We start from the raw sequence: 15,175 nt of genomic DNA, 5'->3' as shown, positions 1-15,175 counted from the left end.
CTCCATGGCGCGGACCACGGCCTTCACCGCGGCCATCGGCGCGCGGATGACGGCCCGGGGAGACCTGCCCCATCCCGGACGGCCCTTTGTTACCCCCGAGCAGGCGATTTACGGGGACGGTTTCGATACGATGATCGACGAGCTCGACCGGATGGGCGTGCGGTTCACGATGAGCGGAAGCTGAGGAGACCCGGTGCGTACCGGTCGGGTGGTCTATCGCATGCCGGCAGCCGATCTTTTGCCGGGCAGCCGGTCACGGACCAGGTGGCCTTTCGCGGTACAGGAGGAACGCGCGTGAATAAAATCGACGAAAACCAACCTGCGGCCCCGGGGACGAAAAAGAAAAAGAAAAAGCTGAGCCAGAAACACTACGAAAAGGAACTGGCCCGGCTGCAGGTCGAATTGTCCAAGCTCCAGGAGTGGGTGGTCGACCATGGCAGGAAGGTGGTGGTCATCTTCGAGGGCCGCGACGCGGCCGGCAAGGGCGGCACCATCTCCCGCATCACCGCACGGCTCAATCCCCGCGTCTGCCGCGTGGCCGCCCTGGCCAAGCCGACGGAACGCGAACAGACCCAGTGGTACTTCCAGCGGTACATCGCGCACCTGCCTTCGGCCGGCGAGATCGTACTCTTCGACCGGAGTTGGTACAACCGGGCCGGTGTAGAGCACGTGATGGGTTTCTGCACCGAAGAGGAGTACCGGGAGTTCCTCCGGTCCTGTCCGGAATTCGAACGCATGCTCGTCCGATCCGACATCAAGTTGATCAAGTACTGGTTCTCGGTGAGCGCGAAGGAACAGGCACGGCGGTTCAAGAACCGGATCAAGGATCCCCTGAAAAGCTGGAAGTTCAGCGACATGGACCGGCAGTCCTACATGAAGTGGGACGAGTATTCGCACGCCAAGGACGAGATGATGAACTACACCGACCTCAAGCAGGCGCCCTGGTACGTCGTGCCGTCGGACAGCAAGCGCCGCGCGCGCCTGAACTGCATCACCCACCTGCTGAGCCTCTTCCCCTACGACAAGGATCCTCCTACGTCGAAAACCAGCCTGCCGGACCGCGAAACCGACGCCGGTTACGTCCGCCCTCCCATGGACGACCAGCGGTTCATCCCCGAAGTGTACTGAAGTCCCTACTTGATGATCTCGTCCAGTATGCGTCCGTCGCGGTTCGACGGCAGGGTGATCCGCAGCAGGTTGCAGATCGTCGGCGTGATATCCGCCGCGTCGACGGAATGCCGGTAGTGGCCGGGCGCGATCCACGGACCGTGGAACATGATCGGAATGTGCGTATCGTAGTCGTGGGGCCAACCGTGGGAGGTGCCCACCGTGGTCGACCCGTACTCGCCCAGCAGCAGGTAGAAGGGCGTGGCGATGAGCATGATGTCGCCGCTGTTCTCGGAATGGAAGCTGTGATAGACTGTCTTCGTGAGGTTTGATTCCGGCAACAGCCGCCGCTCGATGCGGTTGCGCGTGTAGGCCCGCATTACGGCGGGATGGGTCACGACGGCCGCGGCTGCCGTCTCTTCCACCTCGGCCCGGCTCAGGCCGCGGCTGTCGATGGCCTCCCAGTTCAGGTACACGCCCGATTCCGCCACGTGCAGAACCCAGTCGTCTTCCCCGTGCAGCCCGTCCAGGGCATCCTCCACCAAGGCCGTCAGCGGCTCGGGTCCGGCCCGTCCGGCCTCCAGGCCCCTGAGCGCCAACTGCTCCGGTAGTTCCAGCGCGCCGTGGTCGGCCGTCAGGACCAGGAGGGTGCGGTCGCGCCCGACCCGCTCGTCGAGGAAGGCGAAGAAGTCCGCGAGCTGCCGATCCGTGCGCAGGGTGGTGTCCATGGATTCCTGGCTGAAGGGGCCGAAATCGTGGCCGATGTAGTCATTGGCGGAGAGAGAGATGACCAGGACGTCCGGGATGTCGTCCTGCCCCAGTTCTTCCTCGATGATCGCCTGCCGGGCGAATTCCAGCTGGAAGTCGGTGGACCAGGGCGTGTGCTTGAAGGCGTTCCAGTACCGAGGTCCCGGGGCTTCCAGACCGCCTTTCGTCACGTGGGGGAAGACGATCCCGCTGTTCCGGTTGTCCTCCTCGCCTTCGCGGATGTCTTTCCCCGCCCGTTCGAGGTACATTTCCTCCGGCAGCAGGCGTTCCCATTTGCGGCCGAAAGACTGGTCCGGGATTCTCCGGTCGTTGAAGCGTTTGACCCAGTCGGGCAGATCGTCCATGAAGTAGCTGCTCGACGTGATCCGGCCCAGGCCCGCTTCAAACCAGTACGGCGCGCCGAGTTTCCCGGCGGAGATCATGGCGCTGTAGTCCTTGAGTGATATCGTGATGGCCTTGCCCCGGTAGCGCGTGGCCATGCGCAGTTCATCCGCCAGGGAAGAGCCGACCAGTTCCCGCGTGGACGCGCGTCCGGTCGCGGTAGGCCACAATCCGAGGATGTGGCTTTCCGGATCCACCAGCGACGGCCGAAACACCCCCATGGACCGGCTGTACCACGCGTTGTTGACCATCCCCGTCTTGTAGGCGTAGGTACCGGAAGTGACCACGCTGTGGCCCGGTGAAGTGGAGGCGTGCACATGCGTGAAACGGGCGTCCTGCATCCACGCGCCGCGGTCCATGAACCGGCGGAATCCGTCCTCAACGAAGAGGTCGTCGAACCGCTGCAGGTAGTCGTGGCGGAACTGGTCGATGATGATCAGCACCGTGAGCCGGGGCGGGACGGTCGGCGCGGACGCCGACGACTGTGCGATCGGATCGGCCGGCGCGGACGCCGATGACTGCGCGATCGGGTCGACCGGCGCGGTTGGTCCGGCCGCCTGATTTGCCGGCGCGGTTGGTCCGGCCGTTTCCCTGTGTACCGTTTCGCCGTTGGTGCGTGCCATTGAAGCAGTCGTAAAGATCAATAGAATCGACAGGATCAAACCCGTCCTGATGAATCCGGATATGGACATGTTCGGCCCTTTCAGATGTCGGATGTGTTACAGGTTTTTTTATTACGAGATTACAGAAGGTGCGCAGGACTAACCCTTTAAACACGAGTGTCGGGCGCTGTTGCCGGTTCCGGGTTCCGATCGACGTATTTGCCGTCGACTTCATGGCCGGGTCGGGGACGTTCGGGACGGCCCGTCAGCAGGTAGGTTTTAAGATAGTGTACTATCGAGCGTTGTCAACGTAGGGACGCATCCTGGAAAGGGGGCTGTAGAATCAAATGACGGAATTCATGGTGGTTACCCAGGTGATTTGCGCGGCGGGGGTCCTGTTGCTCGGAATCGTGACCTCCACGGGACGGATCACGAAGTCTCTGCGTGAGGAGATGGATAAAAAAGTCAACTCCTTACACGTAGAGATGCGTGCGGATCGGGAAGTCATTTTCGGTGAGATCAAATCGCTTCGTGAGGAGATGCACGCTGGATTCAGCACTTTACGCGAAGAGATGCGTACCGATCGGATGGCGGTCTTCGGTGAGATCAAGTCGCTACGTGAGGAGATGCACGACATGAACGGCCGGCTGGGCCGGGTAGAAGGTCACATGAGCATCTCCGCAGCGAACAGTTCAAAGGAGTCACAATGACCGTAATAATGGCAGTCTTGTTGCTCATTCAGGCGGATTCCAATTCCCGTTGCCTGATTCGGTGAAGCAGGGCGATGAGGTGATCGCGAAACACGGTGCCTGCACCAGGTTCGAAGGGCAGATGGCGGCAGATCCGTGGCGCGAACACCGCGGCGTACCAGCCGAATCCTTCCTGGTCGAAGTCCTTGGGCCGCGCCAGGTAGCCGACGGTCTCGTTGGCGTACCCGATGATCATGGTGTGTGGGTAAGGGGAGGCCGACTGGACCTGCTTGCCGTAGGTCAGGAACAACTCCAGCGGATGGGCGATCAGCACGGCATCGTTGATGCGCATCCACGAAACGCGGAACTCCAGCCGCTGCGGATGGGGGCCGTCTAGCAGGCCGAGACGGTGCGCGCGCCAGTCCGCCTCGAAACGCAGTTTGCGCAGGTCTGCGGGGTCCGCATCACTGTCCGAAGCCTCGAGACGGTCGCGACTATCGGCCAGTTCTGCTTCCAGCGTCGCCTGGTCGGCCTGGTCCGGGACTTCCGTGGGCAGCGCGACCTCGAAGGTGTCGCCGTCCAGCTCCACCTCGGAGTTCGTCGCGATGTCGTCCAGGGCGGGCAGGACGTGATCGCGGAGGAGGGAACCGTTCGCCTTCATCCTATCCATGCCATCGCCGAATCCCCGGCAGTTGAGGTCGCCGCAACTGCCCTGGAGGAACAGCACCCGCAGGCCTTCCCGGTCCAGCTCCATTTTCCCGATGGCATCGGCCGGATAGTCGCCGCAGATTACAGTGTCGGCGCCGAGCGTAACGGGATGAGCGCCGAAATTGATCGCGGCGGCGCGCATAAAGCCGCGGGTATCGTCGATACGCATCAGCAGCGCTTCCCCGTCGGCTTCCCCGCCCTCGTCTACCCGGTTGACCGAAAGCTCCGGCACGGGTGTTCTTCCTAAACCGATACGTCCGGGTTCCAGGTTCGACACGGCCTGCCCTATGGCATCGGCGAACAACGCTGGCAACCCCGCCGTGTATTCTTCGTCCCATTTCCCCCAGGCCACGGTCTTCATGGTGGCCGGGCCGGAATGGGTATGGGTGTTGGTGATGACCACGCGGGCCGGGTCGAGGCCGTACCGGTCGCGGACGATGCGGTGGGTCTCGTCGGCCAGGGAGCGGTCCGTCCACACCAGGTCGTTCGACACCCATACGAAGATCCGGTCCCCGTCCGACAGGGCCAGGGCCGTGCAATGGAGGTCCTGGTGCACCGCGGTGGCCCTGCGTTCGAGGTAGGGACCGTATCCGCAGAGCTCAATCCCCACGGATGGCGTGATGACGGTTCGGCCGGTGCCGAAATGCAGCTGGGGCATGGTCGGCTCAGTCCGGGAACCGCACGGTCTTACCCGTCTTCACCGATTCGGCCTCTCCGTGGCAGATCCGCAGGGCGTCGCGGGCCGCGCCGGCCGAGACCAGGTCTGGCTCCGTGCCGTTTTCCAGGGCGTCGACGGCGTATCCCAACTGGGACTCGAAGGCCTCGGGGAAGTCGATTTCCGGTTCGGTTCGGCCGCCGTCGGGCGTGTACAGCGTAACCGGCCGTTCGGAGAGCACGTTGTACCAGAGCGTGCCTTCCTCGAAATAGGCGTCGTAACCGTGTTCGAAGGCGGCCGAGCTGATGGCCCCGCACTGGGACGAGACGGTGATGTCGCGGTCGTCGTACCCGTACTGCGTATTCAGGTAGAGCACGTAGCCGTTCGGACTCGTCTTGCCGTCGGCGTGCACGCTGTCGGGCATGCCGAAGAGGTAGCGCAGGTAGTCGGTGTCGTGTATGTGCAGGTCGATGCCCGCCGCGCCCGTGCGCTCGTAGTCTCCGAACCAGTTGCCTTCTCCCCAGAGGGGCTTGGAGATGACCCGCTTGAGGTGCAGGCCCAGCAGGCGGCCGTAGCGGCCGTCGTCGATGGCGGCCTTGAGGAAGGCGAACTCGGGGAAGAACTTCAGCACGTGGGCGACCATCAGGGTCCGGCCCGTTTCCCTGGCCCGGGCGATCATGCGGTCCGCCTCGTCCAGTCCGAGGGCGATGGGCTTCTCGACGAGGACGTGCTTGCCCGCGTCAAGCGCGCGGAGGACGACGTCGTGGTGCAGGGCCGTGGGCAGGCACACGTCGACCAGGTCGATATCCGGATCGCCCAGCACCTCGTCGATTTCGGTACAGGTACGGATGCCGGTGAGGTCCTGCACGCCGCCCCCGCCCCCGAAATTGCCCTGGATATGCCGCCAGTCGCCGCTCAGTTTCCGCTCGTCCCGCGTGCAGATGGCGCCTACCTCCGCGTTGGCGAGGTGCTTGATCGCCAGGAAGTGGGTCGTCCCCATGAAACCGATGCCCAGGATGCCGATGCGTATCAATTCAGTTCCTCCTTTGCTTCGTGCGCTTTAGTCCGTCGCGGACGGCGTAAACAACCGCTGGCCGTATTTCCGGTATCCGCCGATGATGGCCTGGGCTTCCGGCGAGGTCACGTAGTCGATGAGCGCGCGCGCATGCCCGTACTTGACGTGGGGCCAGCGTTCGGGGTTGACGGCGATGATGCTGTAGGGGTTGTGCAGCGGGGGATCGTATTCCACCAGGACCCGCAGGTTTACCGTTTCCCGCAGGGCCAGGTAGGTGCCCCGGTCGATCAGCACGTAACCCCGCTTCTCGTCCGCCATCCGCAGCGTGGCCGCCATTCCCTGTCCCACTTCCACGTACCAACTCCCCGAGGGCTCGACCTCCGAAAGGTCCCAGATCGCCCGTTCCTTCAGGTGGGTACCGGACAGGTCTCCCCGCGAGAAAAACAACGCTTCCTTCCGCGCGATGGTGGCGAAGGCGTCGGCGACCCGTTCCGTCCCGGAGATCCCCGCCTGGTCGTCCGCCGGACCGACGACGACGAAATCGTTGTACATGACGTCCCGGCGATCCACCCCGAAGCCGGCGGCCACGAAGGCCTCTTCCAGCTCCGGCGCGTGTACGAGGACCGCGTCCACGTCCCCGTTCTCGGCCAGCTTCAGCGCCTTGCCCGTACCCACGGCGATGACGTCTACCCGGATCCCGTCTGCCCGCGTTTCCTCGAAGGGGGGCAGGAGGATGTCCAGCAGGCCGGAGTCGTAGGTGCTGGTGGTCGTTGCGAGCTTGAGGCGCGGCTGCGCCTGCGCGGTGTCCGCGAAGATCGCAAAGACCGTGAAGACCGCGAAGATTGCGAAGGTTGCGACGAAAAGCGGCAGGAGCGAGATAAATCCGAGACGCATGCTGTGGGCCGTCAGTTTAACAGGAAACTCAACATGAAGCGCAATCGGGTACGCCACGCGTTGTTGGCCGCCGGGGAGACGAGCGTTTCGGGAGAATCGTACTTGCGGGTGTACAGCACGATGTCGACGTTAAACCGTTCGATGAGCTGGTGACCGAACAGGAGCCCGACACCCTTTGTATTGGTCTGGGAGTAGTCGATGTTGCTGAACGGAGCCAGGGTGGCGTCCTGCTGCATGAGAAAGGCATGGACCCCGCCCCGCGTGCCGCCGACCCGCGCCGTGCTGCCGTAGACGATCATGCCGGTGACGCCCTGGCGCATGTCGTCGGCCCCGGTATTGAACACGTAATCGGCGCTTATGGTCAGCGGCCGGCCGTTCACGGTCCGGGTATACCGACCGCTGAGGTTGATCATTCGGAACTCGGACAGGTAACCGTCCCCGTACCGGTTCGCCCGGTTGGTATTCGGTGCGACGATCAGTGGCGGAGATCTCAGGTTCTGCGCGACGAAGACTGAATCCGCCCCGGACACGGTATAGATGGCGGCGGCCAGCGTCTGCGAACTTCCCGGCTGGGTGAAGCGGGCCACCAGCTGTCCGCCGAGAAAGTACGTGCGGTCGAGGTCCTTTACCGGAGAGGCCAACTGGTTGATCATGAACTGGCCGAAGTTCATGCCGAAGGACGACGATCCGTCCTCGTTGTCGATCACGATCTGCTGGGCGAAGCCCTCCGGCGAGAGGTCGTTGTCCAGGACCACCTGCGTCGGCCTGAAGAAGGGCAGGGGAAACTTGCCCGCGGTAAGGGTCAGGGTGGGATTCGGGCGCACCTTGACGTACATCAAGGAAACATGGGGGTGTTCGTGTACCAGAAAGTCGCCGTAGGACATCCATTCCGAAGTGACGATGGCATTGGGGTTCCCCGTCTTGATACGGCCAGCCACGTCGATCCGGTCGGTGAGGCGGAATGCGCCGTTGAGGAAGAAGCCGTACATGAACCGGTTCACCGCGCGGCTGCCGTCCTGGTAGTCGCCCTGCAACCGCGTCCTGATCATGCCGTTCCAGGAGAAACGGTCTTCTTTCTGCCCGGCGTCCTGTCCGAAGGCGGGAACATCGTACGTCAGGACGGAGAGTGCAAGGACGCACAAAAAGGCGCATCTGGTCCGCATGGGCTCAATCCCTCCAGTGTATCGGTTCTCCCGGGCTTCGCGAAAGTGAGCCGGTTTCGCCGGAATACGCCAGGATACGCCGGCAGGCGATCCAGAAATCGATGGCGGGTCTTGAAAAAGGGATAGTATGGGCGGGTTGGTTTGGTGTCAAGAAATATTGAACCGGCTGCAGCAGGCGTCCCAGGGAACAGGTTGGCAGGAATATGTTAGAATGAAGTCGGTGGTTCGGATGTATCCAGATTGTATACACGAATCCGCCCAGTACCGGGTCCCGGTATCGTGTCCCGGTTCCGTGACTTTAAGGGTTGTCAGGACACCCCAGGGCGCGTATATTCGACATCGTAATCGAACCGGGTCATCCACGTACTTGCGGGACGTACATGCGGGTGGACCGGATTCGACCGCCGCAGCGTCGCGGCGGCGTCCACACACACAGGGAGAACTTTCATGTTGAACCGTATCAAGGAGACGGTCGATTCCGGCCTCTCCCGTCGCCGATTTCTCTCGGGAGCACTGGCGGGCGGCCTCGCCGGCGCCGCACTGACGCTGGCCGATCGCCTGGCCCTGGCCCAGACCATGGCTACGGGCGGCCTGACCGCCAAGGACATCCACGGGATCGGCGTCGAGCCGGGGCTCGTCCGCATGGCGCTGAACGAGAACCCCATCGGACCGTCCCCGCGGGCGTTGGAAGCCATCGCCGAGAGCATGTTCAATATCAACCGGTATTCATTCGGCGGCGGCGACATCTTCGGCGCACTGGCCGAATTCGATGGGCTGGAGCTGCCGCCCCCTCCCCGGTTCGGCGGTACGGGTCGCATGGGCGGTGGAGGCCGTTTCTTCAGGCAGACTCCGTTCTACATTACGGCGGGATCCGGCGCGCTCCTTTCCCAGATCGCGCTGACCTATCTGAGCAAAGGCGGCACCGAGGTCATAGAGGCCGATATGGGCTACGGCGACATTTCGGGTGATGCCGAGAACTACCAGGAAGCCGGACTCGACGTGAACATCGTCCGCACGCCCATGAAGGACTACAGGCACGACCTGGACGCCATGCTTGCGGCGATCACGCCGAAGACGTCCGTGGTGGTCATCACCAATCCGAACAACCCTACCGGCACGCTGCTCTCCTTCGAAGAGACGGAGAAATTCGTTGCCGCCGTGCCCGAGAACGTGCTCGTGGTCATCGACGAGGCCTACATTCATTTCGTCCGGGACCCGCAGTATCAGACCGCCGTGTCGCTGACCCAGAAGTACGACAACGTGATCGTCACCCGCACCTTTTCCAAGGTCTTCGGCATGCCGGGCATGCGCCTCGGTTACGGGATCTGCAGCCAGGCCATCCAGGAGAAGCTGCGGTTTTACAGCACGGGCCGGGCCAACGCCCTGGCCTACGCCGCGGGCGAGGCGTCTCTCAAGGACCGGAACCACTACAACCGCTCCCGGGCGGTCGTTCAGCATTTCCGGGACCGGCTCGAAGACGAATTCACGAAGATGGGGCTGGAGTACATCCCGTCCGAAAGCAATTTCATGATGGTCGACCTGGGCAAGCCGTCGATGAACATCATGCGGGCGATGTTCCAGAAAGGCGTTATGGTGACGAACCGGCGCAGGCAGCAGATGCCCACGTGGATCCGCGTATCCTCCGGCGACGAGCGGGAAACGGAAGTCTTCCTCAACGTGCTGAAAGAAGCGCTGGGCAAGACCAGCTAGCAGCACGGGGCCGCCCATGTCGCTCATACGCCTGCCCCTGATCGTTACCTGGGGCCTGGTCGTCCTGTGGTTCCTGCTGGACGTCACGAACCTCGCTGCGGGCGGCCCCTTCAATATCAACTGGACCATTCCGGCCGCCGCCGTATGGCTCGCGGTCATCTGTCTCCGTGCGGGCAGGGGTTACGGCGGGTTTCTCTCCGCGGCACTGCTCTATACGGCGGGCGTCCGCCTGCTGATCATCCTGCTGGCGATAGTGGGCAAGACGGCGGGGCTCGGTGGCGAGTATTTCACCTGGGGCCGCAACGTCCTCTTCGGACTGGTCATTCCCCACGTCTTCCTGTGGCCGGTGGTCACCTTCATCGTGGGCACGTTGATCTGGCCGGTCCTGGCCCTGGCCATGCGCCGGAGTCAGGTCTCCTATCGAGGCGCTGCCATGGGCGTCGTGGTCATCCTCCTGATCGTCTTCATCGGCCTGCCTTACCTCATCTCGACCCTGTACACCGGCAGCGTGGGTCCCCGGCGCACGGCACAGCGTACCCCCGCGGACCACAGTCTGGCATACGAGGACGTGACGCTGACCACGTCCGATGGCCTGAACCTGGCCGCCTGGTACATCCCGAACGACGCCGGCCGGGGTACGGTCATCTACTGCCACGGCCACACCAACCATCGTGGCCAGATGCTTGACCAGGCCGCTTTTCTGCACGAAAACGGGTTCAGGGGGATGCTGTTCGACTTCCGCCGCCACGGGGACAGTGAAGGCGACCTGACCACGTTCGGATACTATGAGTGGCGCGACGTGCAGGCGGCCGTAAGGTACGCGATCGACGAACGGGGCGAGGAGGGACCGGTCATCCTGTGGGGGATCTCCATGGGTGCCGCCACCGCGCTGTTCACGACGTCGGAAGTATCCGGGATCGACGCCGTCATCGCCGAGAGCAGTTTCTACGCCGCCTCCGAAACGCTTCGAAGCGACCTGAACCGGATGTTCGGCCTTCCCACGGTGCCCTTCGGGTTTCTGACGGGTACGATCACGGAACTCCGCGTGGGCATCAAGATCGATGACCTGGACATCGGCCGCGCGGTGTCCGGACTGGAAGACACGTCCGTGCTCCTGGTGGGCGGTTCGGCGGACCGGCGCATGCCGCTTTCGAACAACGAGCGGTTGTTCGAGCAGATCCCCGGCGCCGGCAAGGAGATCTACGTGGCCGACGGCGCGACCCACGGCGACATCTGGGAAATGGACCGGCAAGCGTACGCGGAGAAAGTGCTGGCCTTCCTGGAGAAGTCGGGGTTTACCGCTGACCGGGAATCGCCGGCCGAAGGCGGGGATTCCGATGACCTGGAGTCGCCGGCGGGAGACGATACCGAAGACTCGGACTCGCCGGCCGGAGGCGGGGCTTCCGATGACACCCGCTAGCGCGCGCAAAGGGGTACTGGCGTGAAAGATCCCGTTTTTCAATCCCTGTCGACCTACCGGGAGTATCCGCCCGAAGAGATGAAGCAGCGGGCCGAAGCGTTCTACCGGGAGCTTCGACGACGGAGAACGGTCCGCGATTTCTCGGACCGGCCCGTGCCGAAGCAGGTCATCGATCACTGCCTGCTGGCGGCCGGTACGGCGCCCAGCGGCGCGAACATGCAACCGTGGCATTTCGCCGCGGTGTCCGACCCGGAGATCAAGGCGAAGATCCGGGTCGCCGCCGAGCAGGAGGAACAGCAGTTCTACCGCGAGAAAGCGCCACAGGAATGGCTCGACGCCCTGGCACCCCTGGGTACCGACGAACACAAGCCCTTTCTGGAAACGGCGCCGTGGCTGATCGCGATCTTCGTGCAGCGCCACGGCGTGCTGCCCGACGGCCGGAGCGTCAAGCACTACTACGCCGTGGAATCGGTGGGCATCGCCACGGGCATGCTGATCGCGGCGGTACACCAGGCTGGCCTGGCGTCGCTTACCCACACACCCAGCCCCATGAACTTCCTGAACCGCCTGCTGGGCAGGCCGGCCAACGAACGGCCCTTCCTGCTCCTGGTCGTGGGCCATCCGGCGGAGGACGCGAAAGTGCCGGTCATCACGAAGAAACCGCTGGAAGACATCGCCACGTTTATTTGAAGCGCGGCGCGGGCGGGGCGCGGCGCGGGCGCGGCGCGGGCCGGGCTCCAAGCGCGTCCGGGCAAAATCAGATTGGACCAAAGGGACATTCGTTAAAGGAGGATGAATGCGCGGGTCGATCGTACCGGTGGTTACACCCTTCAAGAACGGGTCGCTGGACCTGGACGGCCTGGCTGGCCTGGTCGAATGGCAGATCAGCAGCGGGTCCCATGGCGTGTCGGTGCAGGGAACGACGGGCGAACCGGGTTCGCTGTCCCTCGAAGAGCGAAAGGAAGTGATCCGTGCCGCGGCCGCGGCCGTGGACGGAAGGGTACCCTTCGTACCGGGCAGCGCATCCACCAACCACGAGGAGTCCGTCGAGCTTTCCCGCTTCGCCCAGGCGAACGGCGCCGACGCCCTGCTCTTCATCGCGCCGTACTACAGCCGGCCGGGGCAGGAAGGGATCTTCCGTCATTTCGACGCGCTTGCCAAATGTGTGGACCTGCCGGTCATCCTGTACAACATCCCCGGTCGCACGGCCGTCAACATCGAGATCGATACCGTGGCGCGTCTGAAGGAGGCCAACGACAATCTCATCGGCGTCAAGGAGTCGAACAAGGATTTCGAGCACATCAACCGGCTCCTGCACCGCATGGGCCGGGACTTCCTCGTGTACTCGGGGATCGAACTGCTCTGCTATCCCATTCTGGCCATCGGCGGGGCGGGGTTCGTGAGCGCCACGGGCAACCTGATGCCGGCGGAAGTGGCGCGGCTGTACGACCTGGTCCAGGAGGGCAAGTGGCTGGAGGCGCGCGAACTCCATTACCACATGATGACGCTCAACGACGCCGTGTTCATGGAGATCAATCCCGTGCCGGTCAAGACGGCCCTGGGCATGATGGGCAAGATCAGTCCCGAGGTCAGGCTGCCCCTGGCCCCGTTGTCGGAACCGAACCGCGAGAAGCTGCGCGGGATCCTGGCGGACTACGGACTGATCGGCTAGCCGGTCAAAGCCGCTGCCGGTCGTGGCCGCTTGCCGGCCGGTCACATTTATGTCGAATACTCCCTACCGACTGCATTACAACGAGAACCCGCTCGGTCCGTCCCCGCTGGTGATGGACCGGATCAGGGCTCATCTGGCCGGACTCAGCCTCTATCCGCCCAGGGACGATGAAGCGCTGAGAAACCGCCTCGCGGCGTTTTATGGCAGGGGCGTAACGCCGGCCCACCTGTTCTCGACCTACAGCGGATCCGAAGCCCTGGACCTCATCGCCCGGGTCTACCTGGCGTCCGGCGACGAGGTCATCGTATGCGGGCCCACGTTTCACGTATACGAACGGACGGCCGCGTGGCAGGATGCGAAAGTCGTCGACGTACCCCTGGACCCCGAAGATTTCAGCGTCCGGGTGGACGCGGTCATGGAGGCGGTGACGGCCCGGACGCGCCTGGTCTACCTGGGCAATCCCAACAATCCGACGGGCTCCATCGTTACCCGGGACGACATGGACCGGCTTTACCGGGGCCTGCCCGGTGGCGTGACCCTGGTTTCCGACGAGGTGTACCATCAGTTCGTGACCCGCCCGGACTATCCGGATTCGCCCGCCGATGCCGTGGCCGGGCGCAACGTGATCGTCCTACACTCTTTTTCGAAGGTCTACGGGCTGGCCGGCCTTCGCGTCGGCGTGGTCATATCCCGTCCCGACATCGTCGAACGCCTGGCGGGACTTCGCCGGACCTTTCACCTGGGTTCGCTCGAGATGGAGGCGGCCGTCGCGGCCATCGAGGACCAGGACCACGTCGCGCAATCGGTGGCGCTGGCGGAGCGAGGCAAGAAAACGCTCTACGCGGCCTTCGACCGGCTGGGTGTCGTTTGCTGGCCGAGTGAAGGCAACTTCGTGCTTTTCCGGACGCCGGTCCCCGCCGACGAGCTGACGGCGCGCATGGCCGACCGGGGCATACTCGTGGGATCGGGCAGCCGTTTCGGCCTGACGCACAGCATCCGGGTCAGTGTCGGCCATCCGGAGGCGAACGCGGCCTTCATATCGGCGCTGGAGAGCATCCTGGCCGACCACAGGCAGCCCGTGTAAAGGGAAACGCATGTCGCAATCCGCATTGATCGAACGGGCCGAACGGGTCTTCGTGGGCGGAGGGAACGGAGAATTCCGCCTTCCGCCCGAAGCCAACCTGGTCGTGACCCGCGGCGAGGGCGCAAAGATATACGACACCGCGGGAAAGACGTACATCGACTTTCTCCTGGGTTCCGGTCCAATGATCCTCGGTCACGCCCATCCCGAAGTGGTGGATGCGGTGACCCGCCAGGTCGCGCGCGGGACGACCTTCATGGCCCTCAACGAACCGGCCATCGAGCTGGCCGAACGGGTGGCCGACGCCTCGCCCTGCGGGGAGAAGGTCCGCCTGGTCATCACCGGTTCCGAATCGATGCAGTTCGCCCTGCGGGCGGCCCGGGCCTTCACCGGCCGCGACCGCTGCCTGCGCTTCGAAGGGGGCTGGCACGGGGTGAGCGATGCGGCGCTGCACGGGGCGCGGACGCTGGAGCCCGGCGCCTATCCTGCCACGTTGCCGGACGGCGGCGGTATTCCCCGGAGCTGGTCGGCGGACATGCTCGCCGTGCCCTTCAACGACGTGGAGCGGGCTACCGAAATCGTGGAACGCCACCACGATGAGCTTGCCGCGATCGTCATCGAGCCCCTTCAGCGGTGCATCCTGCCCCGGCCGGGTTTTTTCGAGGCGATGCGGGCACTTTGCGACCAGTACGGCATCGTCCTCATCTTCGACGAGATCGTCACGGGTTTCCGCATGGCCTGGGGCGGGGCGCAGGAACGCTACGGCGTGACCGCGGACCTGGCTACCTACGGAAAGACGATCAGCGGCGGCTATCCCCTGGCCGCCATGTGCGGACGGGCCGACGTGATGGACGTCATGAACGGCTGGCGACCGGCGGACGATCCGAAGCGGGTCATCGCCTCCGGCACCTTCAACGGCTATCCCGTGGGCGCCGTCGCCGGGCTGGCCACCCTCGACGTGCTGGAACGTCCCGGGACCTACGAACGGCTCTTTGCCATGGGCGACCGCATCACCCGGGAGATCACGGCCATGGGCGCGCGGCATTCGGTCCCCCTGCTCGTCGGCGGCGAAGGCCCCGTGCTCCAGGTGCTGTTCACCGACGAACGGGAGATCGTCGACTACGGTTCCATGTTCCGTGCCGACAAGCAGAAGGCCTATGTCTTCGGCGTCGAGATGATCAAGCGGGGGCTCTTCGTCAGTCCCTACGAGAAGATCTACCTGTCCCTCGTGCACACGGACGGCCACATCGACCGGCTTCTCGAGTCGGCGGAAGAGGTGCTGCGGGACGTGATCGCTAAAATGGACTGAA

Annotated in this window: 14 protein-coding genes; 9 read left to right on the top strand and 5 right to left on the bottom strand. The window is 63.9% G+C overall.

Going from position 1 to position 15,175, the window contains the following annotated elements; all coding sequences use genetic code 11:
- The coding region (locus tag OXH56_01340) for a hypothetical protein (GenBank protein ID MCY3553941.1) at positions 1 to 184 on the top strand (184 nt) is incomplete at its 5' end.
- A gap of 119 nt (positions 185 to 303) precedes the next feature.
- On the top strand, positions 304 to 1,128 hold the full coding sequence (gene ppk2 / locus OXH56_01335) for a polyphosphate kinase 2 (GenBank protein MCY3553940.1): 825 nt from the start codon (positions 304 to 306) through the stop codon (positions 1,126 to 1,128).
- Between the two features lie 5 nt (positions 1,129 to 1,133).
- Here ppk2 and OXH56_01330 read toward each other — a convergent pair whose 3' ends face one another.
- The gene (locus OXH56_01330) at positions 1,134 to 2,879 is read right to left on the bottom strand and encodes an alkaline phosphatase family protein (GenBank protein ID MCY3553939.1); all 1,746 of its coding nucleotides are present in this window, start codon (positions 2,877 to 2,879) and stop codon (positions 1,134 to 1,136) included.
- A 326-nt stretch (positions 2,880 to 3,205) separates the two neighbouring features.
- Here OXH56_01330 and OXH56_01325 point away from each other — a divergent pair, with 326 nt between their 5' ends.
- Positions 3,206 to 3,568: a hypothetical protein gene (locus tag OXH56_01325; protein MCY3553938.1), complete on the top strand. Its 363-nt coding sequence runs from the start codon at positions 3,206 to 3,208 to the stop codon at positions 3,566 to 3,568.
- A 28-nt stretch (positions 3,569 to 3,596) separates the two neighbouring features.
- Here OXH56_01325 and OXH56_01320 read toward each other — a convergent pair whose 3' ends face one another.
- The 4 genes from OXH56_01320 to OXH56_01305 are packed head-to-tail and all read right to left on the bottom strand — an operon-like array spanning position 3,597 to position 7,982.
- Positions 3,597 to 4,913, bottom strand: a complete 1,317-nt coding sequence (locus OXH56_01320) for a neutral/alkaline non-lysosomal ceramidase N-terminal domain-containing protein (protein MCY3553937.1) — start codon at positions 4,911 to 4,913, stop codon at positions 3,597 to 3,599.
- Positions 4,914 to 4,920: 7 nt separating this feature from the next.
- Positions 4,921 to 5,943 carry a Gfo/Idh/MocA family oxidoreductase gene (locus OXH56_01315; GenBank protein MCY3553936.1) on the bottom strand — a complete coding sequence of 341 codons (1,023 nt, stop codon included), beginning with the start codon at positions 5,941 to 5,943 and terminating at the stop codon, positions 4,921 to 4,923.
- Between the two features lie 27 nt (positions 5,944 to 5,970).
- On the bottom strand, positions 5,971 to 6,819 hold the full coding sequence (locus OXH56_01310) for a substrate-binding domain-containing protein (GenBank protein MCY3553935.1): 849 nt from the start codon (positions 6,817 to 6,819) through the stop codon (positions 5,971 to 5,973).
- A gap of 11 nt (positions 6,820 to 6,830) precedes the next feature.
- Positions 6,831 to 7,982 carry a putative porin gene (locus tag OXH56_01305; GenBank protein MCY3553934.1) on the bottom strand — a complete coding sequence of 384 codons (1,152 nt, stop codon included), beginning with the start codon at positions 7,980 to 7,982 and terminating at the stop codon, positions 6,831 to 6,833.
- Between the two features lie 447 nt (positions 7,983 to 8,429).
- Between OXH56_01305 and OXH56_01300 the strand changes: the two genes are divergently transcribed.
- The 6 genes from OXH56_01300 (at position 8,430) to OXH56_01275 (ending at position 15,174) form a co-directional block, all read left to right on the top strand.
- The gene (locus OXH56_01300) at positions 8,430 to 9,692 is read left to right on the top strand and encodes a histidinol-phosphate transaminase (protein MCY3553933.1); all 1,263 of its coding nucleotides are present in this window, start codon (positions 8,430 to 8,432) and stop codon (positions 9,690 to 9,692) included.
- 16 nt (positions 9,693 to 9,708) lie between these two features.
- Positions 9,709 to 11,112: an alpha/beta hydrolase gene (locus OXH56_01295; GenBank protein MCY3553932.1), complete on the top strand. Its 1,404-nt coding sequence runs from the start codon at positions 9,709 to 9,711 to the stop codon at positions 11,110 to 11,112.
- A gap of 78 nt (positions 11,113 to 11,190) precedes the next feature.
- Positions 11,191 to 11,802: a nitroreductase family protein gene (locus OXH56_01290; protein MCY3553931.1), complete on the top strand. Its 612-nt coding sequence runs from the start codon at positions 11,191 to 11,193 to the stop codon at positions 11,800 to 11,802.
- A gap of 106 nt (positions 11,803 to 11,908) precedes the next feature.
- Positions 11,909 to 12,784, top strand: a complete 876-nt coding sequence (gene dapA / locus OXH56_01285; GenBank protein MCY3553930.1) for a 4-hydroxy-tetrahydrodipicolinate synthase — start codon at positions 11,909 to 11,911, stop codon at positions 12,782 to 12,784.
- Positions 12,785 to 12,833: 49 nt separating this feature from the next.
- On the top strand, positions 12,834 to 13,868 hold the full coding sequence (locus tag OXH56_01280) for a histidinol-phosphate transaminase (GenBank protein ID MCY3553929.1): 1,035 nt from the start codon (positions 12,834 to 12,836) through the stop codon (positions 13,866 to 13,868).
- Positions 13,869 to 13,878: 10 nt separating this feature from the next.
- Positions 13,879 to 15,174 carry an aspartate aminotransferase family protein gene (locus tag OXH56_01275; protein ID MCY3553928.1) on the top strand — a complete coding sequence of 432 codons (1,296 nt, stop codon included), beginning with the start codon at positions 13,879 to 13,881 and terminating at the stop codon, positions 15,172 to 15,174.
- Position 15,175 lies beyond the last annotated feature (1 nt).

Source organism: Gemmatimonadota bacterium (genome assembly GCA_026702745.1).
GTDB lineage: Bacteria > JAAXHH01 > JAAXHH01 > JAAXHH01 > JAAXHH01 > JAAXHH01.
The sequence above is the reverse complement of the archived record's forward strand: the minus strand, read 5'-3'. Positions and strand labels throughout refer to the sequence as shown.

Bases quoted from the DNA above. Each gene is read 5' to 3' on its own strand.
- OXH56_01330 (MCY3553939.1), bottom strand. From the start codon at position 2,879: ATGGCACGCACCAACGGCGAAACGGTACACAGGGAAACGGCCGGACCA.
- OXH56_01295 (MCY3553932.1), top strand. From the start codon at position 9,709: ATGTCGCTCATACGCCTGCCCCTGATCGTTACCTGGGGCCTGGTCGTC.
- OXH56_01275 (MCY3553928.1), top strand. From the start codon at position 13,879: ATGTCGCAATCCGCATTGATCGAACGGGCCGAACGGGTCTTCGTGGGC.
- dapA (MCY3553930.1), top strand. From the start codon at position 11,909: ATGCGCGGGTCGATCGTACCGGTGGTTACACCCTTCAAGAACGGGTCG.
- OXH56_01290 (MCY3553931.1), top strand. From the start codon at position 11,191: ATGAAGCAGCGGGCCGAAGCGTTCTACCGGGAGCTTCGACGACGGAGA.
- OXH56_01320 (MCY3553937.1), bottom strand. From the start codon at position 4,913: ATGCCCCAGCTGCATTTCGGCACCGGCCGAACCGTCATCACGCCATCC.
- OXH56_01305 (MCY3553934.1), bottom strand. From the start codon at position 7,982: ATGCGGACCAGATGCGCCTTTTTGTGCGTCCTTGCACTCTCCGTCCTG.
- OXH56_01310 (MCY3553935.1), bottom strand. From the start codon at position 6,819: ATGCGTCTCGGATTTATCTCGCTCCTGCCGCTTTTCGTCGCAACCTTC.
- OXH56_01325 (MCY3553938.1), top strand. From the start codon at position 3,206: ATGACGGAATTCATGGTGGTTACCCAGGTGATTTGCGCGGCGGGGGTC.
- OXH56_01300 (MCY3553933.1), top strand. From the start codon at position 8,430: ATGTTGAACCGTATCAAGGAGACGGTCGATTCCGGCCTCTCCCGTCGC.
- OXH56_01280 (MCY3553929.1), top strand. From the start codon at position 12,834: ATGTCGAATACTCCCTACCGACTGCATTACAACGAGAACCCGCTCGGT.